Origin of the sequence: Luteimonas sp. TWI596 (assembly GCF_039674105.1) — a bacterium.
Lineage (GTDB): Bacteria > Pseudomonadota > Gammaproteobacteria > Xanthomonadales > Xanthomonadaceae > Luteimonas.
The window spans coordinates 58,248-84,254 of record NZ_JBDJMU010000005.1; the positions used below are offsets into that span (position 1 = coordinate 58,248).

Annotated in this window: 32 protein-coding genes and 2 pseudogenes; 21 read left to right on the top strand and 13 right to left on the bottom strand. The window is 70.8% G+C overall.

Going from position 1 to position 26,007, the window contains the following annotated elements; all coding sequences use genetic code 11:
• Positions 1 to 2: 2 nt before the first annotated feature.
• Positions 3 to 485, bottom strand: a complete 483-nt coding sequence (locus tag ABE487_RS05480) for an H-NS histone family protein (RefSeq protein ID WP_346452183.1) — start codon at positions 483 to 485, stop codon at positions 3 to 5.
• 196 nt (positions 486 to 681) lie between these two features.
• On the opposite strand from ABE487_RS05480, the gene ABE487_RS05485 reads away from it, so the two are divergent.
• The 4 genes and pseudogenes from ABE487_RS05485 (at position 682) to ABE487_RS05500 (ending at position 3,012) form a co-directional block, all read left to right on the top strand.
• Positions 682 to 1,068 (top strand): TorF family putative porin, encoded by a 387-nt coding sequence (locus ABE487_RS05485; RefSeq protein ID WP_346452184.1) that lies wholly within the window; start codon positions 682 to 684, stop codon positions 1,066 to 1,068.
• A 19-nt stretch (positions 1,069 to 1,087) separates the two neighbouring features.
• Positions 1,088 to 1,303, top strand: a pseudogene (locus ABE487_RS05490) (potassium-transporting ATPase subunit KdpA); the annotation flags it as partial.
• 134 nt (positions 1,304 to 1,437) lie between these two features.
• A pseudogene (locus ABE487_RS05495) lies at positions 1,438 to 1,908 on the top strand (response regulator transcription factor); the annotation flags it as partial.
• A 123-nt stretch (positions 1,909 to 2,031) separates the two neighbouring features.
• A complete protein-coding gene (locus ABE487_RS05500; protein ID WP_346444272.1) occupies positions 2,032 to 3,012 on the top strand; it encodes an NAD(P)H-quinone oxidoreductase in 981 nt (326 codons plus the stop codon).
• 44 nt (positions 3,013 to 3,056) lie between these two features.
• Here ABE487_RS05500 and ABE487_RS05505 read toward each other — a convergent pair whose 3' ends face one another.
• On the bottom strand, positions 3,057 to 3,620 hold the full coding sequence (locus ABE487_RS05505) for a winged helix-turn-helix domain-containing protein (protein WP_346444273.1): 564 nt from the start codon (positions 3,618 to 3,620) through the stop codon (positions 3,057 to 3,059).
• Positions 3,621 to 3,919: 299 nt separating this feature from the next.
• Here ABE487_RS05505 and ABE487_RS05510 point away from each other — a divergent pair, with 299 nt between their 5' ends.
• The 10 genes from ABE487_RS05510 (at position 3,920) to ABE487_RS05555 (ending at position 8,993) form a co-directional block, all read left to right on the top strand.
• Entirely contained in the window at positions 3,920 to 4,594 is a 675-nt protein-coding gene (locus ABE487_RS05510; protein ID WP_346444274.1) for a response regulator transcription factor, read from the top strand.
• Between the two features lie 323 nt (positions 4,595 to 4,917).
• Positions 4,918 to 5,466, top strand: coding sequence for a glycosyl hydrolase 108 family protein (locus ABE487_RS05515; RefSeq protein ID WP_346444275.1), 549 nt, complete (start codon positions 4,918 to 4,920; stop codon positions 5,464 to 5,466).
• 36 nt (positions 5,467 to 5,502) lie between these two features.
• Positions 5,503 to 6,054, top strand: coding sequence for a DUF2589 domain-containing protein (locus ABE487_RS05520; RefSeq protein ID WP_346444276.1), 552 nt, complete (start codon positions 5,503 to 5,505; stop codon positions 6,052 to 6,054).
• Between the two features lie 21 nt (positions 6,055 to 6,075).
• The gene (locus ABE487_RS05525) at positions 6,076 to 6,705 is read left to right on the top strand and encodes a DUF2589 domain-containing protein (RefSeq protein ID WP_346444278.1); all 630 of its coding nucleotides are present in this window, start codon (positions 6,076 to 6,078) and stop codon (positions 6,703 to 6,705) included.
• Positions 6,706 to 6,824: 119 nt separating this feature from the next.
• Entirely contained in the window at positions 6,825 to 7,085 is a 261-nt protein-coding gene (locus ABE487_RS05530) for a hypothetical protein (protein ID WP_346447155.1), read from the top strand.
• Complete coding sequence (locus ABE487_RS05535; RefSeq protein WP_346452185.1) at positions 7,086 to 7,472, top strand: hypothetical protein; 387 nt, start codon at positions 7,086 to 7,088, stop codon at positions 7,470 to 7,472.
• Positions 7,469 to 7,633 (top strand): hypothetical protein, encoded by a 165-nt coding sequence (locus ABE487_RS05540; RefSeq protein ID WP_346444282.1) that lies wholly within the window; start codon positions 7,469 to 7,471, stop codon positions 7,631 to 7,633. Before ABE487_RS05535 ends, ABE487_RS05540 begins: the two co-directional genes overlap by 4 nt.
• A 40-nt stretch (positions 7,634 to 7,673) precedes the next feature.
• Complete coding sequence (locus ABE487_RS05545) at positions 7,674 to 8,342, top strand: hypothetical protein (RefSeq protein ID WP_346452186.1); 669 nt, start codon at positions 7,674 to 7,676, stop codon at positions 8,340 to 8,342.
• 10 nt (positions 8,343 to 8,352) lie between these two features.
• Positions 8,353 to 8,685, top strand: a complete 333-nt coding sequence (locus tag ABE487_RS05550; protein ID WP_346444284.1) for a hypothetical protein — start codon at positions 8,353 to 8,355, stop codon at positions 8,683 to 8,685.
• A complete protein-coding gene (locus ABE487_RS05555) occupies positions 8,682 to 8,993 on the top strand; it encodes a hypothetical protein (RefSeq protein ID WP_346444285.1) in 312 nt (103 codons plus the stop codon). The genes ABE487_RS05550 and ABE487_RS05555 overlap by 4 nt, the downstream gene beginning before the upstream one ends.
• A gap of 216 nt (positions 8,994 to 9,209) precedes the next feature.
• Here the strand turns inward: ABE487_RS05555 and ABE487_RS05560 are convergent, their stop codons facing one another.
• From ABE487_RS05560 to ABE487_RS05570, 3 genes are all read right to left on the bottom strand, one after another.
• Complete coding sequence (locus ABE487_RS05560; protein WP_346452187.1) at positions 9,210 to 9,659, bottom strand: GNAT family N-acetyltransferase; 450 nt, start codon at positions 9,657 to 9,659, stop codon at positions 9,210 to 9,212.
• A gap of 70 nt (positions 9,660 to 9,729) precedes the next feature.
• Positions 9,730 to 10,299, bottom strand: coding sequence for a hypothetical protein (locus ABE487_RS05565; RefSeq protein ID WP_346452188.1), 570 nt, complete (start codon positions 10,297 to 10,299; stop codon positions 9,730 to 9,732).
• Positions 10,300 to 10,354: 55 nt separating this feature from the next.
• Positions 10,355 to 11,311, bottom strand: coding sequence for an alpha/beta hydrolase (locus tag ABE487_RS05570; RefSeq protein ID WP_346452189.1), 957 nt, complete (start codon positions 11,309 to 11,311; stop codon positions 10,355 to 10,357).
• A gap of 424 nt (positions 11,312 to 11,735) precedes the next feature.
• On the opposite strand from ABE487_RS05570, the gene ABE487_RS05575 reads away from it, so the two are divergent.
• Positions 11,736 to 12,962: an MFS transporter gene (locus ABE487_RS05575; RefSeq protein ID WP_346444289.1), complete on the top strand. Its 1,227-nt coding sequence runs from the start codon at positions 11,736 to 11,738 to the stop codon at positions 12,960 to 12,962.
• Positions 12,963 to 12,985: 23 nt separating this feature from the next.
• Here the strand turns inward: ABE487_RS05575 and ABE487_RS05580 are convergent, their stop codons facing one another.
• Positions 12,986 to 13,597 (bottom strand): DUF2585 family protein, encoded by a 612-nt coding sequence (locus ABE487_RS05580; RefSeq protein WP_346452190.1) that lies wholly within the window; start codon positions 13,595 to 13,597, stop codon positions 12,986 to 12,988.
• Between the two features lie 87 nt (positions 13,598 to 13,684).
• Here ABE487_RS05580 and ABE487_RS05585 point away from each other — a divergent pair, with 87 nt between their 5' ends.
• Positions 13,685 to 14,197: a sterol desaturase family protein gene (locus ABE487_RS05585; protein WP_346444292.1), complete on the top strand. Its 513-nt coding sequence runs from the start codon at positions 13,685 to 13,687 to the stop codon at positions 14,195 to 14,197.
• Here the strand turns inward: ABE487_RS05585 and crtB are convergent.
• The 7 genes from crtB to ABE487_RS05620 all read right to left on the bottom strand — a co-directional run bounded on the left by crtB (position 14,180) and on the right by ABE487_RS05620 (position 22,192).
• A complete protein-coding gene (gene crtB, locus ABE487_RS05590; RefSeq protein WP_346452191.1) occupies positions 14,180 to 15,124 on the bottom strand; it encodes a 15-cis-phytoene synthase CrtB in 945 nt (314 codons plus the stop codon). The genes ABE487_RS05585 and crtB overlap by 18 nt on opposite strands.
• Complete coding sequence (locus ABE487_RS05595; protein WP_346452192.1) at positions 15,121 to 16,611, bottom strand: phytoene desaturase; 1,491 nt, start codon at positions 16,609 to 16,611, stop codon at positions 15,121 to 15,123. Before ABE487_RS05595 ends, crtB begins: the two co-directional genes overlap by 4 nt.
• On the bottom strand, positions 16,608 to 17,777 hold the full coding sequence (gene crtY / locus ABE487_RS05600) for a lycopene beta-cyclase CrtY (RefSeq protein ID WP_346452193.1): 1,170 nt from the start codon (positions 17,775 to 17,777) through the stop codon (positions 16,608 to 16,610). The genes ABE487_RS05595 and crtY overlap by 4 nt, the downstream gene beginning before the upstream one ends.
• The gene (locus tag ABE487_RS05605; protein WP_346452194.1) at positions 17,777 to 19,057 is read right to left on the bottom strand and encodes a glycosyltransferase; all 1,281 of its coding nucleotides are present in this window, start codon (positions 19,055 to 19,057) and stop codon (positions 17,777 to 17,779) included. The genes crtY and ABE487_RS05605 overlap by 1 nt, the downstream gene beginning before the upstream one ends.
• The gene (fni, locus tag ABE487_RS05610) at positions 19,054 to 20,130 is read right to left on the bottom strand and encodes a type 2 isopentenyl-diphosphate Delta-isomerase (RefSeq protein ID WP_346452195.1); all 1,077 of its coding nucleotides are present in this window, start codon (positions 20,128 to 20,130) and stop codon (positions 19,054 to 19,056) included. Before fni ends, ABE487_RS05605 begins: the two co-directional genes overlap by 4 nt.
• A complete protein-coding gene (locus ABE487_RS05615; protein WP_346452196.1) occupies positions 20,127 to 21,017 on the bottom strand; it encodes a polyprenyl synthetase family protein in 891 nt (296 codons plus the stop codon). The genes fni and ABE487_RS05615 overlap by 4 nt, the downstream gene beginning before the upstream one ends.
• 188 nt (positions 21,018 to 21,205) lie before the next feature.
• Positions 21,206 to 22,192, bottom strand: coding sequence for a mitochondrial fission ELM1 family protein (locus ABE487_RS05620; RefSeq protein ID WP_346451732.1), 987 nt, complete (start codon positions 22,190 to 22,192; stop codon positions 21,206 to 21,208).
• A gap of 77 nt (positions 22,193 to 22,269) precedes the next feature.
• Between ABE487_RS05620 and ABE487_RS05625 the strand changes: the two genes are divergently transcribed.
• From ABE487_RS05625 to ABE487_RS05645, 5 genes are all read left to right on the top strand, one after another.
• Complete coding sequence (locus ABE487_RS05625) at positions 22,270 to 22,857, top strand: malonic semialdehyde reductase (protein WP_346442631.1); 588 nt, start codon at positions 22,270 to 22,272, stop codon at positions 22,855 to 22,857.
• A gap of 54 nt (positions 22,858 to 22,911) precedes the next feature.
• Entirely contained in the window at positions 22,912 to 23,634 is a 723-nt protein-coding gene (locus tag ABE487_RS05630; protein WP_346447139.1) for a YceI family protein, read from the top strand.
• Between the two features lie 221 nt (positions 23,635 to 23,855).
• Positions 23,856 to 24,566 (top strand): pirin family protein, encoded by a 711-nt coding sequence (locus ABE487_RS05635; RefSeq protein WP_346442634.1) that lies wholly within the window; start codon positions 23,856 to 23,858, stop codon positions 24,564 to 24,566.
• Between the two features lie 85 nt (positions 24,567 to 24,651).
• Complete coding sequence (locus tag ABE487_RS05640) at positions 24,652 to 24,852, top strand: zinc-finger domain-containing protein (RefSeq protein WP_346442636.1); 201 nt, start codon at positions 24,652 to 24,654, stop codon at positions 24,850 to 24,852.
• A gap of 31 nt (positions 24,853 to 24,883) precedes the next feature.
• Positions 24,884 to 26,005: a glycosyltransferase gene (locus ABE487_RS05645; protein ID WP_346447138.1), complete on the top strand. Its 1,122-nt coding sequence runs from the start codon at positions 24,884 to 24,886 to the stop codon at positions 26,003 to 26,005.
• Positions 26,006 to 26,007: the final 2 nt, after the last annotated feature.

The following is a 26,007-nucleotide window of genomic DNA, read 5'->3' on the forward strand; positions in this document are numbered from 1 at the left end:
CGTCAGGCCTGCTTGAACACCGTCCGCTGGCCGATCGGGGCGCTTTTCTTCGCGGTCGGACGGGCGAGCCCCGGGATCAGGAAATCCGCAGCGCTCTGGCCGCGCTTGGTCTTCTCGGCCAGCCAGCGCGGCATGCGGCCACGGCCCGACCAGGTATTGCGCCGGTTGTCCGGGTCGCGGTACTTGACGGCGGCCTTGGCGCGCTTGCGCTTTCTGGCAGGCGTCCGGGCACTGTGCGGTGCGGACGGTATGCCGACGAGTTCCTCGATCGCATAGCCCTGGGAGGCGGCGAAGGCGATCAGGTCCTGGCGCACGGCGGCCAACGGTCGTCGGCTGGCCAGCACTGCCCTGCGTTTCTCGGCTGCGGCCAACAGGGCATCGAGCTCGCGCACGCCGAGCGCATCGATATCAATCTTCATGCTGTCAGCGTCGGGCCGAGCCGGTGATGTGTCAAGCAAAGATCGGTACGGGATGTCGATGGTCACGCTGTGTGGATGCGCGGTGCGCGCGAGGCGGCGCGAATGTACACAAGCAGACTCGGTCTCCCGCACTCGGCAGGCAAGCGGCGAGGCGGATTTACGACGAATTTACGATGACACCCGTCTGGCCGCATGGAGACTTTATGGCCTCCGGACCGAGACTGCGCGGCATCGGCGGCGCCTGTCCGCCAGGACCGATGCCATGGATCGTCGTGCTGTCACCCCGCGCCGGGTTGCCCTGTCGCTTGCTTTGCTGGTGTCGTCGGTCGGCAGTGTTGCGGCCACCGAGCTGTCGGGCAGTGCAACGCTGACCAGCGATTATGTCTGGCGCGGCACCAGCCAGAGCGACGAGGGGCCGGCCGTGCAGGCCGGCATCAAGTTCGCCGGCATGCACGGGTTCTATGCCCAGGCTTGGGGCTCTGACGTACGTTTCGCGCCGCAGACGGCTGCCTCGCACGAGCTCGACCTCGTGGCCGGCTGGGCCGGTCTGCTGTCGGACGCGTTCGCGCTCGACGCCGCGCTCACGCACCGAGAACGGCGCGTAACCAGCGGCCCCCTTTGTTGCGGCTTTGCCCGACGATGCGCGTGATCGAACGACCGCGCACATCGACATCGGCAACTACTGGGCCGACGTCGTCCGCCCGATGGTGCGTGTCATGTTGCCGCTGTGCCTGCTGTGGTCGCAGCTGCTGACGGCACAGGGCGTGCCCTCGACGCTGGCAGGTGGACCCGGGGCGAGGCCTCTCGACGCGAGCGCGGAAATGACCCGCCAAAAGATTCCGCTCGGCCCGGTGTCGGCGATGGTTGCGGCCAAGCAGCTGGGCCTGCCCAAGGGGCTCGATCAGGCGGCGGTGGACTGGGTGCGTCGCCACGGCGAGCCGGCGGGCCGCGACACCGACACGTTGTCGCCGCATTGCGTTTCGATGCGCAGGCTCCGCGGCCCGGGCTGGAGCAGCGCCGGCTCGCCCAGCCGATGCTCGATGCGGGCGCGAACGACTATGTGACCAAACCGTTCGGCACCGCCGAACTGATGGCACGGATCCGCATGCTGCTGCGCCAACAGGCGCATGGCCCGGACGAAGCGCCGGTGTTCGACGACGGGCATCTGCATATCGACCTGGCGCGCCGCGAGGTGCGCCTGGACGGCGTGCCGCTACCGCTGTCGCGCAAGGAATACGCCTTGCTGTCGCTGTTGCTGCGCAATGCCGGCCGCGTGCTGACCCAGCCGCAACTGCTGCGCGAGATCTGGGGGCCCAGCCACACCGAGGATGCGCATTACGTGCGCATCCTGGTGGGCAAGCTACGCGCCAGGCTTGGCGACGATGCGGCGGCGCCGCGCTACATCGCGACCGAGCCGGGTGTGGGGTTGCGCTTCATTGCGGTGGACGACGCGGGCGCTCCGAACACCGGCGAGCGCCGCGGGGCATAGCGCCCTCGACGGGCTGGCCGGCTGCGCCGGACCGCCATGCGCAGGGCCCGCGGGCTGCACCTGCTCGTCAGGCGGGGGCCGGTATCCTCCAGGGCTTCGCGACAGCCCGACCCGAGGACCGCCATGCTGGAATCGACCATGACCGCCATCGCCATCCGCGATGGCAAGGGTGACGCGGATGCGCTGCATCCGGTCGAGCTGCCCATGCCGGTACCGGGCGAGGGGCAGGTGCTGATCCGGGTGCGTGCGGCGGGCGTCAACCGACCGGACCTCGTCCAGCGCATCGGCAGTTACCCGCCGCCGGCCGGTGCGCCGGAGACGCTCGGCCTGGAGGTGGCGGGCGAGATCGTGCACGGCGCAGGGCGATGGCGGCCGGGCGACCGGGTCTGCGCGCTGCTGGGCGGCGGCGGCTATGCGACACACGCAGTGGCCGATGCCCGGCACGTGTTGCCGATGCCCGATGGGCTGGATTGGATTCACGCCGCCGCGCTGCCCGAGACGGTGTTCACGGTCTACGCCAACGTGTTCGAGCATGGCGCCTTGCGGGCGGGCGAATGGCTGCTGGTGCACGGCGCGACCTCGGGCATTGGCGTGGCGGCGATCCAGATGGCGCGCGCGGCCGGCGCGCATGTGCTTGCGTGCAGCCGGGGTGCGGACAAGGCCGCGCATGCGCGCGCCCTGGGCGCCGATGTGTCGGTCGATACGCGGACCGAGGATTTCGCCGAGCTCGCGCGCACGCACGGCGGCATCGACGTGGCGCTGGACATGGTCGGCGCACCGACGTTCGAAGCGACGCTGCGTGCGCTCAACCGCGGCGGCCGCATTGTCTACATCGCCGCGCTGGGCGGCGCGGTGCTGGACGTGCCGGTCATGCGGTTGATGCAGAAGCAGGCGGTCCTCACCGGCTCGACGCTGCGTCCTCGCAGTGCAGACGAGAAGGCGCGCCTGGCCGAGGCGGTCGAGCGGGTGGTGTGGCCGTGGATCGCCGAAGGGCGCGTGCGCGCCGTCGTCGACCGCACCTTCCCGCTGGGCGACGCCGCGGCCGCGCACGCCTACCTCGAGGCCGGCGCGCATTTCGGCAAGGTGGTGCTCGAGGTCGCGTAGGCGCGCACAGGAAGCCGCACGTCGTCCGCTGCGCCGCCGTGGACTCAGCTGGCCGGGGGCCAGTGCTGCGCGGATGCGCGGCACCGGCGTAGCAATGCCGCGCACAGCGTGCGCAATCGACGGTTGTCGTGGGCCAGGCGCGCGAAGACGAGGGCATCGACGGCGGCGTCCGGTGTCCGCGGCGCGGGGGCGAGGATATCGTCCAGTGCACGGGTGCCCGCGACCAGGGCGGCGGCATCCGCATCCGCGCTGGCGATCCCGGCGTGTGCGATGACCGGCGCCACTGGGACCAGCAGCCGGTAGCCGCGCCGGTGCAATGTGTCGATGTAGCGCGGGGCCTGGGCGCTGTCGCCCAGTGCGGCGCGCAGCAGCGCCACGTGCTTGTGCACCGCGTTGTCGCCCAGGTCCTGTCCGGGCCAACAGGCATCGAGTAACGCGTCGGCGCTGCGGACCGCGCCGTTGCTCGCAGCCAGCGCGCACAGCAATGTCATCGTTCTGGGTTCCAGGCGGCGGTGATGGCCTGCGCGCAGCAGGCGGCCCTCTGCGGGAACGACGATCCAGTCGCCCATCCGGAATCGGCCCAAGATCGCTGGGGTCTTGTTCGCCATTCGCCCTCCTGTGGCGCCGGCACAGATGCCGGTGTCTTCGCGTGTCCGTGTCCGTTGGAACGCGCGCGCCTGCGATCAGCGCGAGTCGCGCATCGATGGCTGTCGCGTCGAGCCGCCCGCCCGGAAGCTTTCCGGAAGGACTTAGGTCGGCGCACTGGCGATGCTCGGTCCGGAGGCGGCGCTCGCCGCGTCATCGACGCTAGGGAGGGAGCGATGATCCGGCGACGGCATGGGAACGAGGTGACCGCGCAACAGCGCGAGGCGTTGGGATCGGGCCAGGGGATGCGCGGAGGTGCACGATGACGCTGCGCATCCTGCTGGCCGACGGCCAGACGATGGTGCGCGACGGTGTGCGCGCATTGCTCGCCGGCGACCCACAGCTCGAGATCGCAGGGGTGGCCGGCGACGGCCTGGAGATGCTGCGGCTCGCGCGGCGCCTGGCGTTCGACATCGCGGTGGTCGAGCCTGCGATGTCGGGCATGAATGGCATCGAGGCGACCCGCCGCCTGCTGGCGAGAACGCCGCAGGCGCGCGTGCTGTGCCTGGCGCACGCGGGCAGCCATAGCGCGGTCAAGGAGGCCTTCGATGCCGGTGTGCGCGGCTATGTGCTCAAGCGCGATCCGGTCGAGGTCCTGCTCGCCGCACTGCGCGGCGTGGCCGGTGGCCGCATGGTGCTCAGTCCGGGATTGGAGGCGGTATTCATCGATGCCTACCGCAATCGCGATGCCGCGTTGGGGCCGTCGCCGTTGACCGGACGCGAGCGCGAGGTCACCCAACTCTATGCCGAAGGCTGGTCGACGCGGCAGATCGCCGCGCGGCTGCACATCAGCGAAAAGACCGTGGCAACGCATCGCGAGCATGTGTTCGCCAAGCTCGGCGTCGTGGGCATCGCGGGCCTGACCCGCTATGCGCTGCGCGAAGGGATCAGTCGCCTGGAGGAGGCCGGCGCCGATGGTGCGCACGGCGCCCGCTGACGGCACGCGGGTTGTGCGCGTGCGCGCTGGCGGGCAGGGAAGCGGCAGAAGGTGTGTCGCCATGCGGGTGCCGGGTTCGGACGCGCGCAACGGCGCGTGCACGGCACTGTTGTCGCCGGTCGCACCGTTGACCATCGGTGCGATGCCGATCCTTGGCGGCGCCAGGTCCGATGCCGCGGGCGCGAACGCCGAACGCTCGCGCGCGCAGGTGATGCAAGGTCGGCATGCGCGCGTCGCGGTCTCGGCATCCTGCCGATGGGCCCCGGGCAGGGCGTCGGCGAGGCTGCATCCACCGCACAGCGCAGCTGCGCAACGAGGATGTCATGGCCGACTTTGAACGCTTCTTCCCCCATCTGCTGCGCTTGGAGGGCGGTTACGTCAACGACCCGGCCGACCCGGGCGGCGCGACCAACAAGGGGATCACCTTCGCCACCTTTCGCCGGCATGCGCAGGCCCTGCTGGGCGTGGCGCCCAGCCTGGAAGCGTTGCATGCGCTGACCGATGCGCAGGCTGCAGTGCTCTATCGCCGACTGTACTGGGACACGGTGCATGGCGACGCGATCGCGCTGCAGCCGCTGGCCGAGATCGTGTTCGACTTCCACGTCAACGCCGGCGCCAACGCGATCAAGCTGCTGCAACGCGTGCTCAACGATCTGGGGGCGCAGCCGCGGCTGCAGGTGGACGGGGCGTTCGGCCGCGGCACGCTTGCCGCGCTCCAGGCGGCGGACCCGGTCGCGGTGTATCTCGCCTATCGCAAGGGGCGCATCGACTACTACCGCACGCTGGTCGCGCGACGGCCCTCGCTGCAGCGCTTCCTGCGCGGCTGGCTGGCGCGGGTCGAGTCCTTTCCCGCCGATCCGGCGGCCGGTTGAACGCACACCCGGCGCCCGCCGACGAGGACTCCGAACATGACGACACAGACGACGCTCAACAGCCTGATCGAAGCGCTCGCAGGCGCGGTGATCGAGGCGCAGGACCGGATCGAGCAGCACCAGACCGCGCACCTGGGCGAGTTCTTCGACGAGGACAACCGGCCCAAGAGCGTGGTGATCCGGCTGCCGTCGATGCATCCCGACGCGCAGCCCGGCGACGAGGATCTCTATCGGGCGCCGCTGCTGCCGCTGGTCTCCACCAACGTGCTACGCATCAAGGACGTCGAGATCACCTTCGACGCCGACCTGGGCGGATTGACCGCGCGTGAAGAGCAGACGCCTGCTCGCGACGATCCGCCCGAGCGCGCCTGGACACGCCGCAGCAGCGGGCCCCGGCCCTGTATCAACGTCGACACCGGCGCGGCGGTCGCTGGTGGACAAGGATCCGTCCACGTGGTGCTGCGCGTGGAGGGCTCCGAGCCGACGGACGGCGCCGCCAGACTCATCAACCATCTCGCGCAGACCCAAGGCGTCTTTCGCACGGTCGGCCAGAGCTGGCCGCCCGAGGACGGCGACCTTCCGGTCTAGCGGACTTCAAGGAGCACTGACATGGCAAACGAACTCGTCAACATTTCCGATCAGTTCCAAGGGTTGCCGATGGGCGATCTCATCGGCGGACCGCTGAACGCGGCCTGCGACGCGCAGGTCCGGCTCGCACAGGCCACCGCCGACTTCATCAAGGTCATCGGCTTTCTGCCGCCCGCCGATCCGGCGAACGACCCCCATGGCGTCGGCGACACGCGCACCGCCACGTTCCGCTTCAAGCGGCCGGTGGACAGCATCGACCCGGCCAACCCCGGCATCCACGAAGAGGAAGTGGAACTGGAGGTGCCGTTGCTGGCGATCGTCAAGGTGCCCAACCTGTCGATCAACACGGTGGACGTCACCTTCGACATGGAGGTGAAGTCCTCGTTCTCCAGCAAGGAGAGCACCGACGCCTCGGCAACCCTGGACGCAACGATGCAGGTCGGCTGGGGGGTGTTCAGCGCCAAGGTCCGCATCCAGGGCTCGGTCGCTACCCACAAGGAGAACACCCGGTCGTCGGACAACTCGGCCAAGTACCACGTCAACGTGCATGCCGAGGACAACGGCCTGCCCGAGGGGCTGGCGCGTGTGCTCGACATCCTGCAGACGGCCTGTGCACCGAGGAGGATCAGCGCGCCGGTGCCGGTGACCTGATCGCATCGCGCCCGCGCCGCGTGCGCGGGCGCGCTTTCGCAGTGATCTGCATGGAAGGCGCGACGCCGACGGCGATGCGCTCCGGTGTTTGGCGACCGAACACGAATCGAGAGCACGCAATGTTCGACCTGAGCGAGGTGAAGTTCGTCAAGCGCATTGTCGTGGGGACCGACAACCCCACGCGCCTGCGCACCGACGAGGAAGTCGAGACGGCGCGTGCGCTGCTCAACCGCTGCCTGACCGATGCGCCGCGCGGCAGCATCATCGGGCTCGAGAAGAGCTTCACCATCCTCCAGGTCGGTGAACACCAAGTGGTGCTGCAGTGGCTCTGCTATCACGTGGGTTTTCCGCGCAGGCCTGCCTGGATGGAGGGCACCTGAGTGAAGACGCAGCGCTATCCGCTCGACATGCTGGTCGAGGCCTTCCGTGGCGCCGTGCTCGATGGGCGCGTGCGCATGGAGACAGTCTTCCAGCGTTGTCGGCACGACGCGCTGCTGCGGCTCGCGCATGGCGGCGCTGCGCTCGAACGCCTGCGACCCTGGCGCCGGCATCGTCTCGGTCATGCCGAACTGCATTTCGCCTGCACTGTGCGGCGCGATCCCGATGGCGCCGTGCGCGCGCTGCGGCTGCTGGGCCGCAGGCGCAAGCGGGCGGCGATCCACCAGCTCCGGATCGAGTTGCACGGCGAGGGGTGCGACGACGTGCGGATCTACTTCGATGGCGACCCGCTACCGTTGGGTCGCCCGGTCGACGAGACCGGGGCATGAAGCGCGTCATCGAGTTCGAGTTGACGCCCGAGGCGGCGCAGTCCATCGCCCGGCGGTTGCCGCCGATGGCGCGCCGCGGGCGCGCGACCACCTGGATCGCGGCGATCGCGGCGGCACTGGCCGCGACCGCGGCCACGGCGGCGTGGTGGGCGTGGGGGTGATCGGCTGCATTCCGCGGCCGACGAACAGGGAGACAGGACGATGAGCAAGTCGGGGATCCGATGGGCGGCGGTGCTCGCCGCGATGCTGCCCGCATTCGCGGGCCAGGCAGTCGAGCCCAGTGTCTGGCTGGGCAGCGACTGGAACGGGGCGATGCCGCACGCGATTCGGTTGAGACTGGATGCCGGTGGCGGCGACCTCCGTTTGGGGGCGCCACTCGCATGCACCGTGCCGCTCGAGCGCGATGCGGACGTCTACGTGGTGGGTCTGTCCGTGGACGGCGGTGCGGCCTGCGATCGCCTGCTGGGCCGCAGGCTGACCGTGACCCGAGACGGCGGCGAGATGCGCCTGGGCGGCGTGTCCGCGGCGTCGCTGACCTTGCGCCCGGCGGGCGATGCGACGACCGCGGCCGGTGCGCAGACGCTCATGCTCAGGGAGGCACGTGGGGGCGCGGTCGAGTTGGCGCTCGACGCCGCTGTGCTGGGCCAGCGGTCCGGCAAGTGGTACCAGTATGGGGCGGGGGGCTGCCAGGTCATCCTGGAGCTGGCAGCGCTCAAGCCCGGACAGCAGTGGCACGTGTTCACTGCCAATTCGAATGGCGGGCGGTGCGACCGGCTGGTGGGCGGGACGATCATGCTCGCGCCCACGTCTGGCGGCTTGCCCGTCGTGCGCGACGGCAACGGCGGTGCCGTCGTCCTGGTGCCGAAGTGAGGGCGGGGCTATGAACAGCATGCTGGTCCAGCTCTGGATCGTGCTCGCTGGCGTCAGCGGTGCGCTGCTGCCGCTGATCCTGGACGACACGCCGTCGCGGCATCGCGCGATGGTGCGGGTGACTTGCGGGGCACTGGTGGCGGTATTCGTCGGACCTGCGCTCAACGAGCGCTTCTTCGCCGGTGCCGGGGCGCATCTGCAGGCGGGTATCGCGTTTCTGGTCGGCTGTTTCGGCCTGCAGGCGACCGCCATCCTGCAGCGGCTGCTGCACCGCCGGGGCGATCGCATGGCCGAACGCCTGGTCGAGCGGGTCGTGGGCAGGGATCGGGAGGACGCGCCATGAATCCTGCGTACCTGGTCGTCACGTCGCTGCTGGCGGCCGCGGCGCTGTGGATGATGACCGCGACCGTGTACGGACGCGGGATCAAGCTCTGCTGCGCGCTGGTCGCCGCCGGTGCCATCGTCGACGTGGTCGGGCTGGTCGAAGCGATGCTGACAGCCAGCGGCTACGCGGCGATCTGGCCGGGCGAACTTGTGCTCAACGCCGGCATGGCGCTGCTCATGATCGAGTGGACGCGTATCGACCGTCGACCGTCCCACGACCCGGCAGCGCATGGGCCGGGGACGGGTGCGGACGGCCCATCGCCGTGATCTTGCGTCCAACGCGGTCGATCTGGCGGCGTCCGCTGGCGGCCTGGGACAGGATCCGGGCACAAGGCCGGGACGGCGACGTGCTGCAGGCCGGCTATACCGGCAAGCCCACGCCGACATCGGGCGAGTACGCCGACACCGGCCTGGCCGGCAGGTCGATGGCTTCGCATGTCGCGAGGGGGCGATCGGGATCGCCGCCCGGTCCCGATGGCTGCGTCAGGCGCGCCGCTTCTGCAGCCGGATGTCGCCGCCGCCCACGTCGCGCTCGTCGCCCCATCCCAGGCGCCGGTAGAACCCTGCCGCGCGCGATTCGCGCGCGGTCTCGAGCCAGGCGACGGGATGGCGGGCGAACAGCGCCTGCTCGGCGCGCGCGACGAGCGCCCGGCCGATGCCGCGGCCTTCGTGGCTCGGCAGCACGAAGGCGGCGAAAAGCGACCCCGCCTGCTCGTCGATCATCGCAAACGCCACGATCGTCGACGCTTCGCATGCCACCCACGCGCACGGCGCCTGCGCGAGCATCTGGGCGACCGAGGCATGGGTGATGCCCAGCTCGGCCAGTTCCTCGAGCGTCAGCGCGTTCTCGCGCACCGACGTGCGCACCGCGAAGATGCCGTCGATGTCTTCGATCTGGGCGGCGCGCAGTAGCAAGGGCATGGCCTGGGGCATGTCCGCAATGATAGCGCCCTGCGGTCCCCCCCTGCAGCCTGCGGCGGCGTCGCGGCCGGCGCGCGGACCGCTACGGCGCCGTCGCGGTGTCCAGGCGCTGGCGGATCTCGCCGAACTGCACGTCGCCCGAAGCGCTGCGGTAGCAGGGTGTATTGAAGAAACCGACGATGTACGACTGTGGCCCCTTGTCGAAGCCCGAATCCAGCGAATAGGCATCGCCGGTCTCGCTGTCGGTGGCCGCGACGTTGACGCCGCCGTTGGGCAACTGCCGGTATCGCGTGACAGGCCAGCCGGCCGCGTTCCAGCGAGCGTGCACGTCGTCGAGGATGCGACCGGCATCTTGCGCATGGGCCACGCCCTGCAGCCCCACCCAGATGTAGTAGAGGTCGTTGCGCTGTTCGCCTTCCGTGCCTTCGCAGCGGTTGACCCGTACCGAGAACTTCTCCCGGCCGATCGGCAGGGTCTCCAGGAATGCTTCGACCCGAGGCACGAACTCGCGTGCCGCCTGCAGGCTGTCCTTGGTCTCCATGGTGTCCATCTGTACTCCGTCGAATGCGGCCTGACAAGCCGTGCCGGCGGACACGGCGAGCAGTACGCTGGCGATGGCGCCGGCATGCAGACGCGCGCGCGGTGGGGTCACGCCTGGGGCGTTGCTGGCCTTTGCAACGTGCCGGCGCAAGATCGGGCGCGAGGCGTCAACGGGGCGCCACCGTGGAGACCATGCCGGGGTTTCCGGTCATGATGTACGCCTGGTTGCGTAGCGATTCGCCGCCTGGATTCCAGTACTGCGAATGCCCCGAGGCGTCGCCGGTGTCGATCCGCTGGCCACCGTAGCCCGCGTTCACGGGATTGGGCCCATGGATCCAGCGGGGGGTGAACCTGATCTCGTCGTTGTTGGCCATGCCCGACCAGAAGTGCGCGTCGTCGACGTGCAAGTCCTCGACGCTCCCCACGCCGAGTCCGGGGCTGCCCATGACGACGACATCGTCGACCGCCAGGCCGCCGGTTCCCAGCGCATCGGCGTGGCCGATCACGGTCGAGCCGTAGGAGTGGCCGATGATGGTCACGCGCGCGCCCGGGCTCTGGCTGGACGTGCGCAGCCCTTCGGTGAAGGACCTCAAGTCCTGCGCGCCGTCCGCGGCAAAATCGTCGCGGCGCGCGCTCCAGACAGTGTCCGGCGCGTCGTAGCCGAGCCAGACGATGGTGGCGTTCTCGCCTGCGCCCGGAACCATGTCCGCTTCCGCGCGCAAGTCGTCGACACGGTCGAGCGCGCCGCCGATGTTGGAAAGATCGCTGCCCGTGCCGGGCACATAGATGCCCACGTTGTCCGCGGTGTCGGGATTGCCGAGGCTGGCGACGACCCGGGCGTCCGGCGAATTGCCGGCCCCTGGCGGCGTGTAGCCGAGCAGATAGATGTCCGCCGCGTCCGGGTCGTGCCAACTGCCCTCGATCCGGTCCAGCAAGGCCTGGGCGTTCTGCCGGTCGGTGCCGTTGACCGCATCCGCCCGCAGTACGTCGAGGTTTGCCGCATGGCGGACCTCCGCCGGTAGACCATCCAGCGCACCCAAGCTGGCGGACTGGTAGGTCTGGTAGGCCTGCTGCTCCTGAGGCGCCGGGCCGTGCCACCAATCCGCGGACTGGCGCGCGTCCATGCCTGCCGGCGGCGGCGCGGGACAGTACGGCGGCAACGCGCCGCCTGATACGGCATCGAACTGGAGTGCGTGTGTCACGGCAGCCTCCTGCAGACCGCGGGTGTCGCATTCGAGCATAGCCAGCCCGGACCCGCTCGCAAGCTGGGGGCGACCCGGGGTCCCGGCTCGGCGGCCGAGGGCGCGATCACGTCGAATCCCGCGTCTTCGGGCGACCGGGCGCAACGACCACGCGCGTCCGGATGTTCGCTGTGGCCGGGCGGCCGGCACCACGCCCGTCGCATGACACGCCTGCCGCGATGGCCTAGGCTTCGCGCCTCCCCCCATGCAGACGAATCCGGCGCCGCCGGCGTGGCCTGTCGCGGCCGGCGCGTTCGCGCCCACCGTCAGTCCCAGCGATGCGGCGCCGGCTCGATCGATCACACGAATGTCGCAGACCCCGCCGCTGTCCGATCCCGCCGCCGTGCCCGGTCCCGCGTCCCCACCGCAGGGGTTCGCGCTCGGTGTCGTCGGCGCTGCCGCGTTCGCGCACCTGCTCAACGACCTGATCCAGGCCACGTTGCCGGCGATCTTTCCGATGCTCAAGGCCGACTTCGATCTGAGCTTCGCGCAGATCGGCGGCATCGCGCTGGTCTACCAGATCACCGCCTCGCTGCTGCAGCCGTGGATCGGTCTGTACACCGACCGTCACCCGATGCCGTATCTGCTGCCGGCCGGCATGGCGGTGACGTTCGTCGGCATCGCGACCCTCGCGGCGGCGCACAGCTATCCGATGCTGTTGCTGGCGGCGGCGATCGTCGGCGTTGGCTCGGCGACGTTCCATCCCGAGGCCTCGCGCGTGGCGCGGATGGGATCGGGTGGGCGCTTCGGCACCGCGCAGTCGACATTCCAGGTCGGCGGCAACACCGGTCAGGCCATCGGGCCGCTGCTGGCGGCCGCGGTCGTGATCCCGCACGGGCAGTCGGCGGTCGCCTGGCTGATGCTGGTCGCCGCGCTGGCGGTGTTTGTGCTGCTGCGGCTCACGCGCTGGTCGGTGCAGCATGGCCAGGCGCGGCTGGCGAGTCTGGCGGGCCGCCGCGGCAGCGGATTGCCGCGCGGCAAGGTCGTCCAGGCGATCGCGGTGGTGGCGGTGCTGATGTTTGCGAAGTTCGTCTACATCGCCTCGTTCACCAACTACTTCACGTTCTACCTCATCGAGCGGTTCGGCCTGGGTGTGCAGCAGAGCCAGGTCTGCCTGTTCCTGTTCCTCGGCGCGATCGCACTGGGCACGTTTGCCGGCGGTCCGGTCGGCGATCGCATCGGGCGCAAGGCGGTGATCTGGATCTCGTTCCTGGGCGTGGCGCCGTTCGCGCTGGCGCTGCCGTATGTCGGGTTGGTGGCGACGGCCGTGTTGGCCGTCGTGATCGGCCTGGTGATGTCGTCGGCGTTCGCCGCGCTGGTGGTCTACGCGCAGGAGGCGGTCCCGGGCCGCGTGGGCATGGTGTCGGGCGTGATGTTCGGCCTGATGTTCGGGATCGGCGGGATCGGCGCGGCCGCGCTCGGCCAACTGGCCGACGCGCGCGGCATCGTCTGGGTGTACCACGTCACCGCGTTCCTGCCGCTGCTGGGGCTGGCGACGGCGCTGCTGCCGCGCACGCCCGGCGGCCGGATCTGAGCGAGCCCACCGCGCGGCGACGCTTACCCGCCTCGCCCGAAGAGCCCGAACACCAGACGCCCACCGGCAAGCAGGAACCCATCGTGGATGCGCAGGCTCACGACCAGTTCGAGCGCCAGTGCCAGTGCGAGGATCCACCGCAAAGGCAGACGGGCGGCGATCGCGAAGCCGAGCATCGCAAAGCCGGTGTCGGCCAGCGAGTTGAGGATGCTGTCGCCGTGGTAATCCGGCGCGGCGTTGGTCGCATTGTTCAGTAGGGCGATGACGCCCGGCGTGTTCTCGACGATCTCCCAGGCGGTGCTGCTGATCAATGCCAGCACGGCGCGGTCGATGCGCGGCCAGCGCGGGCGCAGCCAGGTGAAGACGAGGTAGAGCCCCATTCCGAAGACGACGTGGAGCAGCGAGTAGGCGTCGGCGACCTGCTGGGAGTTCTGCGCAGGATCGTCGCTGAACTGCCACAGCGAGACCACGCCGCAGGGACACACCAGGCTGCGGTCCAGCAGCGCGAGCCACAGCACGTGCAGGGCCAGGGTGGCCACGACGAGCAGGCGGTCGTGACGCAACCAGCGCAAGCGCGGGAAAGCCAGCCTGTCCTCCAGACGCCAGCCCGAGCGCCAGGATCGGGGCCGAGTCACGGGCGCCCCGGCCTTCGGGCCACGCGGCACTGACGCGGCCTTCCACGAGGTCTGGGTACGCTGTCGCATCCGCCTGCGACGCCGGCCATGTCCCTGCTCACCAACACTGCGGTCTTCCTCTGCACCCTGGCTGCGATGGAGTGGGTGGCCTGGGCCGCGCACAAGTACATCATGCATGGCTGGGGGTGGGGCTGGCATCGTTCGCACCATGTTCCGCGTCGCGGGCGCTTCGAGAAGAACGACCTGTTCGCGGTGGTGTTTGCCGGCATCGCGATCGCGCTGATCTACCTGGGGACGAACGGCCGGCCGCCGCTGCAATGGATCGGCGCGGGCATGACCGCCTACGGCGCGCTCTACTTCATCGCCCACGACGGCCTGGTGCACCAGCGCTGGCCGTTCCGCTACGTGCCGCGGCGCGGTTATCTCAAGCGCCTGTACCAGGCCCATCGCATGCACCACGCGGTGGACGGCAAGGACGGCTGCGTGTCGTTCGGCTTCCTGTGGGCGCCCTCGGTGGACCGGCTCAAGACCGATCTGCGGCGCCTCCACGGCGGCCCGCTGCGGCGGCACGAGGCGCGCAGGTCACCGCCCCGCGTCTGAGGCCGACGGCCGCTGCCACAGCGTTGCCGGGCGCGCGGGCGAGACCTGCCGCCGCGAATGCAGCGCGGTGCCGGCGGCGCGCAGGAGCAGCCGCAGCTTGGTCGCACGCGAGGTGCTGACCCGCCGATCCCAGGCCCGCGCGCCTTCGCGTTCGACCCGCAGGCCGATCTCGCGATAGACCCCGTGGGCCGCGGCGACCGCCCACGCCGAGCGCAGCGGCAGCGCCGCCAGGCCGTGCCGGGCGGAGGCGTAGTAGGGCTCTGCGGCGCGTACGAGCGCTGCGGCCATCTCGGCCAATGCGTGCCGGTGGCGAGGGTCGGCCAGTTCGGTCCTCGGCACCTGGTGCGCGGCCAGCCAGGCCTGGGGCAGGTAGCAGCGGCCGACCCGCGCGTCGTCGACGATGTCGCGGGCGATGTTGGTCAGTTGGAACGCCAGGCCGAGGTCGCAGGCGCGGTCGAGGGTGGCCTCGTCGTGCGCGCCCATGATGCGCGCCATCATCAGGCCGACCACGCCGGCGACGTGGTAGCAGTAGCGCAGCGTGTCGTCGAATGTGTCGTAGCGGTGCCCCTCGACGTCCATCGCGAAGCCGTCCAGATGCGCCAGCGGCAGTGCGATCGGGATGCGGTGCGCCCGTGCGACGGCCTGCAGCGCGGCGAAGGCGGGCGCTGTCATCGTCTCGCCCGCGTAGGCGCGGTGGGTCTGGTCATAAAGCACTTGCAGACGCTCGGCGCCGCGGCCGTCCGGATCGGTCGTGCCAGCTCCGCCCAATTGCTGGCCATCGACGACGTCGTCGCAGTGGCGGCACCAGGCGTACAGCAGCACGGCACTGCGGCGGGTCCGGGCATCGAACAGCCGCGACGCGGTGGCGAAGCTCTTGGAGCCGACCGCGATCGTGCGATGCGCATGCGCGAGCAGCGCGGTGCTCATGCCGGGGCGCTGTCGAGCATCAACCGCGCTGTGGCCTTGGCCGAGCCGACCACGCCGGGGACGCCGGCGCCGGGATGGGTCCCGGCGCCGACGAGATAGAGATTGGGAATGTCGGCGTCGCGGTTGTGCGGACGGAACCATGCGCTTTGGGTCAGCACCGGCTCGAGCGAGAACGCCGAGCCGTGATGCGCATTGAGCGTGTCGCGGAAATCGAACGGGGTGATGAAGCGGCTGGTGACCAGTTGCTGGCGCAGGCCGGGCATGTAAAAGCGCTCGAGGTAGTCGAAGATGCGGTCCCGGTAGCGGGGGCCTTCGGTGTCCCAGTCGATATCGGCGTTGCCCAGGTGCGGCACCGGTGCGAGCACGTAGTGGCTGCCGCAGCCGGGCGGCGCGAGCGACGGATCGGTCGCGCAGGGCGCGTGCAGATAGAGCGAGAAGTCGTCGGCCAGGGCCTTGCCGTCGAAGATCTCGTCGATCAGCCCACGGTAGCGCTGGCCGAAGCACACGGTGTGATGCCGCAACTGCTCGTGGCGGCGATCCAGGCCGAAGTACAGCACGAACAGCGACATGCTGAAGCGCTTGCGCTTGAGCGCGGCTGCCTGCCGTACGCCGCGCGGATGATGGCCCAGCAGGCGGTCGTAGGTGTGCACGACATCGGCATTGGAGGCCAGCGCGTCGAGCGCGAAATGCCGGCCGTCGGCGAGCTGCACGCCGGTCGCGCGCGATTGTTCGACCTCGATCCGGGCGACGTCGGCATTGAGTTCGATGCGCCCGCCCATGTCCTCGAACAGGCGCACCAGCCCACGCACCAGCGCGCCGGTGCCGCCACGCGGGAACCACACACCCCACTGCCGTTCCAGCGCGTGGATCAGGGTGTAGATGGACGAGGTCTTGAACGGATTGCCGCCGACCAGCAGCGAATGGAACGAGAACGCTTGGCGCAGGTGCTCGTCCTGGATGAAGCGCGCCACCATGCCATACACGCTCTTCCACGCCTGCAGCCGGGCCAGACGCGGACCGGCGGCGAGCATGTCGCGGAACGACAGGAACGGCACTGCGCCCAGTTCGATGTAACCGGCTTCGAACACCTCCCTGGAATACGCGAGGAAGCGCCGGTAGCCGGCGACATCGGCCGGATTGCGCGCGTGGATCTGACGGTCGAGCGCCTCCTGGTCGTTGGCGTAATCGAAATGCGAGCCGTCCTCCCAGCACAATCGGTAGAACGGCTCGACCGGCAGCAGCTCGACGTAGTCGGCCATGCGCCGGCCGGTCAGTGCGAACAGTTCCTCCAGCGCCGAGGGGTCGGTGATGACGGTCGGACCGGCATCGAAGACGAAGCCCTGGTCTTCGTAGACGTAGGCGCGGCCGCCGGGTTTGTCGCGCTTTTCGAGCAACGTGGTCTGCCAGCCGCCGGCCTGCAGCCGGATGGCGAGCGCGAGCCCGCCGAAACCCGCGCCGATGACCACGGCGCGTCTGGGTGCCGTCATGGTGTCTTCCTCGAGGCGATGGGGGTGTCGCGCACCGCGCGCCAGGCGGCTGCGACCGGGACCGGTGGCTTGCCGGCGACGATGCGCAGCTTGTCCAGGAATTGCAGTCGGTCGGCATAGAACCGCGCGATCAGGCCGGCCGGCAGACCATAGAAGCGCTGCATCACGCGCCAGCGGTCTTGCGGGCGTCCGGCACGGAACAGCATGCGGTTGAGCGCGCGAAAAAATGCCTGGCGTTGCCAGTGCGTGTGCGCCTCATTGCGGGTGAGCGCGTACAGGGAGGCAGCATCGAGCCGGGGGCTTGCGGCGATGCGGTCGGCGAGCCGGACGGCGTGCGGCAGCGAGTAGCCGGTGGTCGGGTGAAACAACCCGGCAGCAAGGCCGGCGCGCGGCTGGCGGCCGCCCTCGTCCCAGAACGCATCGAAGTCGCCGTCGAGCACGATCGGCAGTACGCCGCGTTCCTCGCGCAGGCAGGTCGCGACCTGCCAGCCGCGGTCGCGCGCGTAGCGGTCGATGTTCGCGCCGAGCGCATCGACGTCGGGCCGGGCGTCGTCGACGTAGTGGGTGTCCTCCACCAATACGGTGTCGGCGGAGAACGGCAGCAGGTAGACGAACCGGTAGCCCTGCCCCTGGGCCACGTCGGCGTCCATGATCACCGGCAGTTCAAGCCCATGCGGTTGCGCGGTGCGCAGCACGCGGCCGAGAAACGCTTGGTGGCCGAGCGCCATGAATCGGCTGGAGCGCGCGCCGCGGCCGTCGATGACGGCTCCGGCGGTGTGCGTGCGACCATCGCCGAGCACGACCTGGGTCGGCGTCAGATCGACGACCGATGTGCCGCAGCGCAGCGCATCGCCGAGCGCGTCGCGCAGGCGCCCTGCGAGGGTGTCCGACAGCACGCTGGCATAGCCCCCGTCCAGGCGCCGCTGGCGCTCGGGAAACCGCACCGTGTACGCCGGCCAGTGGCGATGCACCAGCGGCGCGAGCCAGCGCCGCTGCGCGTCGCTCAGGTCGCTGTCGTGGAACGACCAGGTGTGGTTGCCGCCGGGCTGGGGACCGCGCTCGAGCATCAGCACGCGCAGGTTCGGGCGGGTATCGCGCAGGCGCAGCGCAATCAGTGCGTTGGCCAGCCCGCCGCCGACCAGGATCAGGTCGTAGTGCGCGTCCATCAGGCCGCCTCGGCCAACACGGGGCGGGCGGTGGCCGCCACCGCTTCCGCGATCCGGGCGGCGCGTGCGCTGCCGCCCGCGGCCTGTGCCGATGCGCCCAGGGCTTGCGCACGCTGCCGGAAGTCCGGTTCGGTGAGCAGCCGGGTGAGCAGGCGCCGCAGCGTGCTGGCGCCGCCCAGGTGCGCGGAGGCTTTCAGGCCGGCGCCGGCGTGGACCACGCGCGCCGCGACGCCCGGCTGGTCGAAGGCGATCGGCAACGCGAGGATCGGTGTGCCGGCGATGCAGGCATCGAGGACGGTATTGAGCCCGGCGTGCGAGATCACCGCATTGGCGCGCGCGAGCATCGCGCGCTGCGGCACGAAGTCGACGACCTCGACAGCACCGGGGACCTGCAGGCTGCGCGCCTGGGGCGGCGACAGACCGCCGCAGTGGGCCAGCACCAGATGCGCATCCAGCCGGCGGCAGGCGCGCACGATGCGACGGAAGATCCCCAGCCGCTGGCCCTGCAGGGTGCCCAGCGACGCGAACACCACCGGCCGGTCCGCGGCCAGATCCAACGGCAGCGGCGGATCGGGCGTGGCGTCGCGCAACGGGCCGACATGATGGAAGTGCGCAGGCAGCGCATGGCGCGGGAACTCCAGCCCGACGACAGTCTGGCTGAGCTGCGCGTACGGCGACAGGCAGTCGTGCAGCGCGTGGCGGGGCGACAGGCCGAATGCCGCCGCGTGGCGCGCGATCACCCGCCCGTGCGGCGCCATCAGGCGGTCATAGACGCGGCTGCTCGCCTCGCACAGCTGCCGTGTCCGGGCGTCGTCGGCGTAGGCCCACGGCATCACCGGCAACGGCACGCCGGGCTCGCGGTTGACCGGCAGCGCGCAGGCGACCGAGACATAGGGCAGGCCGACTGCCTCGGCCACCAGGCCGCCGGCCGCTTCCATCTGATCGCAGACCACCGCGTCGATGCCGGCGCGCGCGAAGGCATCGGGCAGCGTGCGGCACAGCAGGTCGGTGGCCTCGGCGATGTCCTGGATGACGCGGCGCAGGCCCAAGGGGCCCCCGGGCCGCGCGGCACGCCGCAGCATCGCGGCCAGCGTGCCGGCAGGCTGGTCGGCCGCCCCGACCCCGCGAAACCCGATGCGCGAGTCGCTGAGCCAGGCCGCGGCCTCGGGCAGGTGGAAGAAAGTGGCCTGGTGGCCGCGGTCGATCAGCGCCTGCGCGACAGTCTGCAGCGCGCGCATGTGACTGGGGAAGGGCGGGGCGACGAATGCGAAGTGGGTCATGCGGGCGGCGGGACGCGATCGCCGTGCCGGTCGCGCAGGGGAGCCCGGCGCAGGGCGTCGAGATCGCAGCTGCCGGTGCAGAAGCAGGCGATCCGCAACTGGCGCACCACGACCTCGAAATGGGCGATGACCGCCTCGGTCGAGGCCACCGCGCTGGCCAGCAACGACGCGGCCTGGCCGACGAGATCGGCGCCCAGGGCGATCGCCTTGGCGGCGTCGACGCCATCGCGGATCCCACCCGAGGCGATCAGCGTGGCCTCGGGCAGCGCCCGGCGGACGGCAGCGATCGCCTGCGCAGTCGGGATGCCCCAGCCGGCGAAGGCCATCGCCACGGCCCGGTCCGCAGGATCGCGCGCGCGTTCGGCCTCGACCGCGGCCCAGCTCGTGCCGCCGGCGCCGGCGACGTCGATCACCGACACGCCGGCCGCCCACAGGCGACGGGCGACGTCGGGCGACAGGCCCGCCCCAACCTCCTTGGCCACCAGCGGGACCGACATGCGCGCGGCCAGATGCTCGATCGCGGCGAGGATGCCGCGCCAGTCGCGGTCCCCGCCCAGTTGCACCGCTTCCTGCAACGGATTGAGATGCACGATCAACGCATCGGCGTCGATCATCTCGATCGCACGCCGCGCGAGGTCCGGGCCGCCGTCGCGTAACTGCGCGGCGCCAAGATTGGCGAGGATCGGCACATCGGGCGCGCGGCGCCGCAGGTCCCGGGTCAGGCCGTGGTCGGCCGGGGTTTCCAGCGCTACCCGCTGCGAGCCGACGGCCAACGCGATGCCCAGCGACTGCGCGGCCTCGGCGAGGTGGCGGTTGATCGCGGTCGCGCGCAGCGCGCCGCCGGTCATCGAGCTGATCAACAGCGGTGCGCGCAACGGGCGCCCGAACAGCGTCGTCCCCAGGTCGATGGCATCGAGGTCGAGCTCGGGCAGCGCGCAGTGTTCGAACGCATAGTCGGCCAGACCGGTTGCGACGCGCGTGCAAGCGCGAGCGTCGTCGAGCACGATGTCCAGATGGTCGTTCTTGCGCGCCACCAACTGCGCGGCATCGTCGGCGCCAGATGCCAGCTTCATCGCGGCGCCCCGAACAGGCGGCTGCAGTACGCTGCCAGGGCGCCGTCCTCGCCGTAGATCTCGGCCAGCGTGTCGCGGGCGCGCCGCAGATGTGCGCGCAGCCGGCGCTCGACTTCGTCGGCGCCGAGCAACGCCAGCAGCGTCGATTTGCCGGCGTCCTGGTAACTGTCCTTGCCGGTGGACGCACTGTCGTGCCGGTCGCGCAGATCGTCTTGCAGCTGGAAGGCCTGGCCCAGGTCGAGCGCGACCCGGACGAGCGCACGCCGCGTGGCCTCGTCGACATCGCTGAGCAGCGCGGTCATCTCCAGCGCCGCCGCGAACAGCGCACCGGTCTTGAGGTGGTTGGTGTCGGCGATGTCGTCGGCGGCGCGGACGCCGCTGTCGCGCAGATCCAGGCACTGGCCGCGGACCAGACCCTGCGGCCCGATCGCGGTGGCGAGCACGCCGACCATGCGCGCGCGGGCGGCCGGGGTCGCGCCCGGCAAGGCTGCGACCGTCGCAAACGCCTGGCTGAGCAGGCCGACCGAGGCCAGCGCGGCGACGTCCTCACCGAAGCGACGATGGATCGTTGGCCGACCGCGTCGCAGCGTGGCGTTGTCCATGCACGGCATGTCGTCGAGCACCAGCGATGCGGCGTGCACCATCTCCACTGCGCAGCCCAGGTCGAGCAATGCCGACGGGTCGCCGCCCAGTTCCCGACCTGCGATGACGACCATCAGCGGTCGCGTCCGCTTGCCCGACGTGAGTGCGGCCTCGCGCATGGCCATGCAGACCAGATCGCGGTGATCCGCGGGACGGGGCAACAGGTCGGACAGGCGCGCGTCGACGCTGTCTCGCAGTCGTTCGGCCGACGGCGCATCCTGCAGCGGAACGGCCAGAGCTCGCATGGAGATTCCTCGGGATGCAGGGAAACGACGTGTTAGCCCGCCCGACCGAAGACCGGTCGCAGACGACGGCGTGCGATGCAGGGACGTGCGCCCCAATCCTCGCCGAATCCCTGTCGAGCCCGCGTTCACATCCCAAGAAACCGGGGTCAGAGTGCAATTTCCAAGGAAATTGCACTCTGACCCCGGTTCTAGAGGAGGCGGGCGCGGATTTCGGTGGCGATCCGGGCGGTTTCGCGCAGGGGAACGACGGGGGTGTCGGGCAGGGCGTCGCCCAGCACATGGAGGCGGCCGTCGGCGATCAGGCTGTCGACGAAGCGGCGCGGGCCGCCATCGATGCGCTCGGGTGCGAACACGAACACCGGGGCGCGGGTCGCGGCGGCCTCGGAGAGCATGTTGACTGAGTCGGCCGAGCAGACGATGCGGTCCGCCCAGCCGAGCAGGCCGGGGTAGGGGTTCGCGCCGTCAGCGTCATCTGCCCAGACCAGGGCGGCGCGTTGGGCGTAGCGGGCGCGCAGCGCCGCGCGCACGGGGAGCGGCGTCCGCCGCGAGCCCGCGATCAGCAGGCTGCCGCCGTCGCGGGCGATCAGCGCATCGAGCTGCGCGGCGAGGGTCTCGAATGCGGTGACATCGAAGCGCCCGTGCTTGGAATCGCCGCCCAGCAGCACTGCGATCCGCGGCCCTGGCAGCATTCCCAGTGCCGGATGCGCGGCGCGGGCGGCGGCCAGCCAGTCATCATCGACCGGATGCAGGCTGCCGCGCGCGACCAGCACGTTGTCGCCGCGCAGGGCGTCGTGCGCGGGTACGACGACGAGATCCCAGTAGTGCGGATCGATGCGCGGGTCGAGGATCTGCACCGTGCGGGCGCCATGGGCGCCGGCGAGGCGGGTGGCGAGTGCCGCCTGTCGGCCGCAGCCGATCGCGAGCGCAGGGGGCGTATGCAGCTGCGCTCGATATCGGTCGCCGAACGCGGTGTCGGCGCCGGGCAGGCGTCGGGGGGCGGCCCAGCGCCAGGGCGCCCGGGGCGTGAGATGCCACTGCGTCACGCCGGCAGCCGACGCCACCGCCGCCGCCAGGGCTTCGGCCTGTCGGGCGTTGCCGGCGCGGCCGTCGCTGACTGCCCAGATATGTCGGCAATCGGCGCCGTCGTGCGGGTTTCGTTCCACGAGTGTGACCATCCGTTCCGGGCGGTGCACGCGCGCCACCGCCGCGTGACTCTACACTGCGGCCCAATCCAGTCTTTGCGAGACGTTCGATGACCGATGCCCTGCCCGATGCCGCGCTCGACCAGTTGTTCCGCACCGCCCGGACTTACAACGGGTTCGGCGGACAGATCGACGATGCCACGCTGCACCGGCTCTACGACCTGCTGAAGTTCGCGCCGACCTCGGCCAACATGTCGCCGGCCCGCTTCGTGTTCGTCAGGTCCGCCGAAGGCAAGGCGCGGCTGGCGCCGGCGCTGAGCGAGGGCAATCGCGACAAGACGCTGTCGGCGCCGGTCACGGTCATCATTGGCCACGACGAGGACTTCCACGAGAAGTTGCCGTTCCTGTTCCCGCATACCGATGCCAAGTCATGGTTCGACGGCCCGCGCGAGAACCGGCGCGAGGCCGCGTTCCGCAACGGCAGCCTGCAAGGCGCGTACCTGATCCTGGCCGCGCGTGCGCTCGGCCTCGATACCGGCCCGATGTCGGGCTTCGACAATGCCAAGGTCGACGCCGAGTTCTTCGCCGGCACCTCGGTCAAGTCGAACTTCCTGGTCAATCTGGGCAAGGGCGATCCCTCGACGATATTCCCGCGCTCGCCGCGCCTGCCGTTCGACGAAGCCGCGCGCATCGTCTGAAGGCACCCGCACCCCCGCCCCGCAACTCCCATCCACGTACCTGAGGACACTGCCATGCGCACTACCCGTCTGCTGCTCCCGCTTGCCGCCGCCATCGCTCTTGCCGCCTGCGGCCAGCAGGACGGCGCGCCCGCCACCACCGCCGATGTCCCCGCCGCGTCCGCGCCCGCCCAGCCCTCGGGCGAGGCGATGGCCGAAACCCAGGACACCGCCCAGGCGATCGCCGGCGTGTCGGGCACCTACGTGCTCGATCCCCACCACACCGACGTGGTCGCGCAGTGGAGCCACTTCGGCTTCTCGCATCCGGTGGCGCATTTCGGCCAGGTCGAAGGCCGCATCGTGTACGACGCCGACAACGTGTCCGCCTCCTCGGTCGAGGTCACGCTGCCGCTGGCCGGCCTGAGCTCGCATGTCTCCGAGTTCGACGACCACCTGCGCAGCGCCGATTTCTTCGACGCGGCCAAGTACCCCAACGCCACGTTCAAGAGCACGTCGGTCGAGAGCGCGGGCACCAACAAGCTCAAGGTCACCGGCGATCTGACGATCAAGGACATCACCAAGCCGGTGGTGCTCGACGTGACGATCAACAAGTTCGGCGAGCAGCCGATGGTCAAGCGCGCCGCCGCCGGCTTCGACGCCGTCGCGCAGATCAAGCGCAGCGATTTCGGCGTGGGCGCCTATGCCCCGAACGTCAGCGACGAGGTCGAGCTGCGGATCACGACCGAGGCTGTCGTCGCCGAGGACGCCGCCGCACCGGCCGCTGCCGCCGCGCAGTAAAGTCCGCTGCCGCCGGTGCGCCGGCGGCAGGGTCGCGAGTCCCAGCGGGGCCCGTGGTCAATCCCGGGCCCTGCGTATTTTCGTCGTGGGCGCCGTGTGCCCACGGCCCATGCCCCCACCCGACGCGCTGTGCGCGTCGACCCGCCCCGCGCGGGGGAGGTGACACGCGTTCGATGCGCGTCTCCCCTCTGCTCCATCGTCGCACCGCCAGGAGTGCCGTCATGAAACTGCATCGCCCCGCCGACGCTCGCGGCCAGGTCCGGACCGACTGGCTCGACAGCCGCCATACCTTCTCGTTCGGCCACTACCACGATCCGGCGTGGATGGGCTTCGGCCCGCTGCGCGTGATCAACGAGGACCGCGTCGCCCCAGGCGGCGGTTTTCCGACTCACGGCCACGCCAACATGGAGATCCTCAGCTACGTGCTCGAGGGCACACTGGCGCACGCGGACAACCAGGGCGGCCGCGGCGCGCTGTCGGCCGGCGAACTGCAGTGGATGGGCGCCGGGCACGGCATCGAGCACAGCGAGTTCAACGGCTCGGCGCAGGCGCCGGTGCACTTCCTGCAAATCTGGATCCAGCCCGACCGCGTCAACCTGCCGCCCGGCCACGCGCAGCGCGCGTTCGACCCAGCCGCGCGGCGCGGCACCTGGGCGGTCCTCGCCTCGCCCGACGGCCGCGACGGCAGTCTGGCGATCCGCCAGCAGGCGACGCTGCAGGGCGTGCTGCTGGACGAGGGCGAGCGTGTCGAGACGACACTGTCGCCGGACCGGCGCTACTGGCTGCAGGTCGCGCGCGGCGCGGTGCGCGTCGACGGCGAGCGGCTGGCGGCCGGCGATGCGCTGGGCTGGGTCGATGAGGCCGCAACGCTGGTCGTCGAAGGCGCGGGCGAGGCCCTTGCCGACGTCTTGCTGTTCGACCTGCCACGCTGAGCGCGGCCACCGCGGCGGGGGCCCGACGGGCAGCCGGCGCGCAGGCTAGAATGGCGGCCTTCCACGTTCGATCGAAGCCGCCGCCATGACCGCAGCCAACGTCCAGCCGACGCAAGCCAATGCCGCCAAGCAGTACGAGGTGCGCCGCGCCGACCTGCCGCTGAGCTGCCCGCTGCCGTCGATGGCGCTGTGGAATTCGCATCCGCGCGTCTACCTGCCGATCGAGGCCGAAGACGGCGCGGCCGATTGCCCGTACTGCGGCGCGCACTTCGTCCTGGTCGATTGACCGTCGGCGGCGTCGCCGTCCACCGCGCCGCATGCGTCGTCCGCTGACCGTCGTCCAGCTGTTGCCGGCGTTGTCGTCGGGCGGCGTCGAGCGTTCGACGATCGAGATCGCATCGGCGCTGGTCGCGGCGGGGCACACGGCCATCGTCGTGTCGGCCGGCGGGCGGCTGGTGCCCGAGCTCGAGGCCACCGGCGCGCGCCACATCGCGCTCGACATCGGCGTCAAGCGGCCCTGGGCGCTGCGCCATGTACGCACGCTGCGGCGGCTGTTCGCCGAGACCGGTGCCGACATCGTGCACGCGCGCTCGCGGCTGCCGGCTTGGCTGGGCTGGCTGGCGGTGCGCGGCATGCCGGACGCGCGGCGCCCGCGCTTCGTCACCACGATGCACGGGCTGAACTCGCCGTCGCGCTACAGCGCGATCATGGCGCGCGGCGAGCGTGTGATCTGCGTGTCCGAGACCGTGCGCGCGCATCTGCTGCGCCACTATCCGCAGACCGACCCGACTCGCCTGCGGGTGATTCCCCGTGGCATCGATCCGGTGCGCTTCCCAGCCGCGCCGCGTCCCGATCCGCAAGTGCGCGCGGCCGTCGCCGCCGCCCATCCGGCGCTCGGCGGCGACGGCCCGCTGTTGTTGCTGCCGGGCCGCGGCACCCGTCTGAAGGGACACGGCGATGCGATCGCGCTGCTGGCGGCCGTGCGCGCGCAGGGCCTCGATGCGCGGCTGTGGATGCCAGGCGCGCGCGAGGCAGGCCGCGAGGCCTACCTCGATGCCTTGATGCGCGAGGCCGAGGCAGCCGGCTGCGGCGCTGCGCTGGCGATGACGCCGCCGACCTCGGCGATCGTGCAGGCCTATGCGGCCAGCGACCTGGTGCTGCAGCTCTCCCGCAAGCCCGAGGCCTTCGGCCGCACCGTGATCGAAGCGCTGTCGTGCGCGCGGCCGGTGCTGGGCTGGGCCCATGGCGGCGTGGGCGAGCTGCTGGCCGAACTGCAGCCCGAAGGCGCGGTGCCGCCGTTCGACGCCGCCGCGCTCGCCGACGCGGCGATGGGCCTGCTGGTCCGGCCGCCGGCGCCACCGGCTACGATGCCCTACACCCTGCAGGCCATGCAGGCAGCGACACTGACGGTCTATGACGAACTCGACGACGACGATTGAGC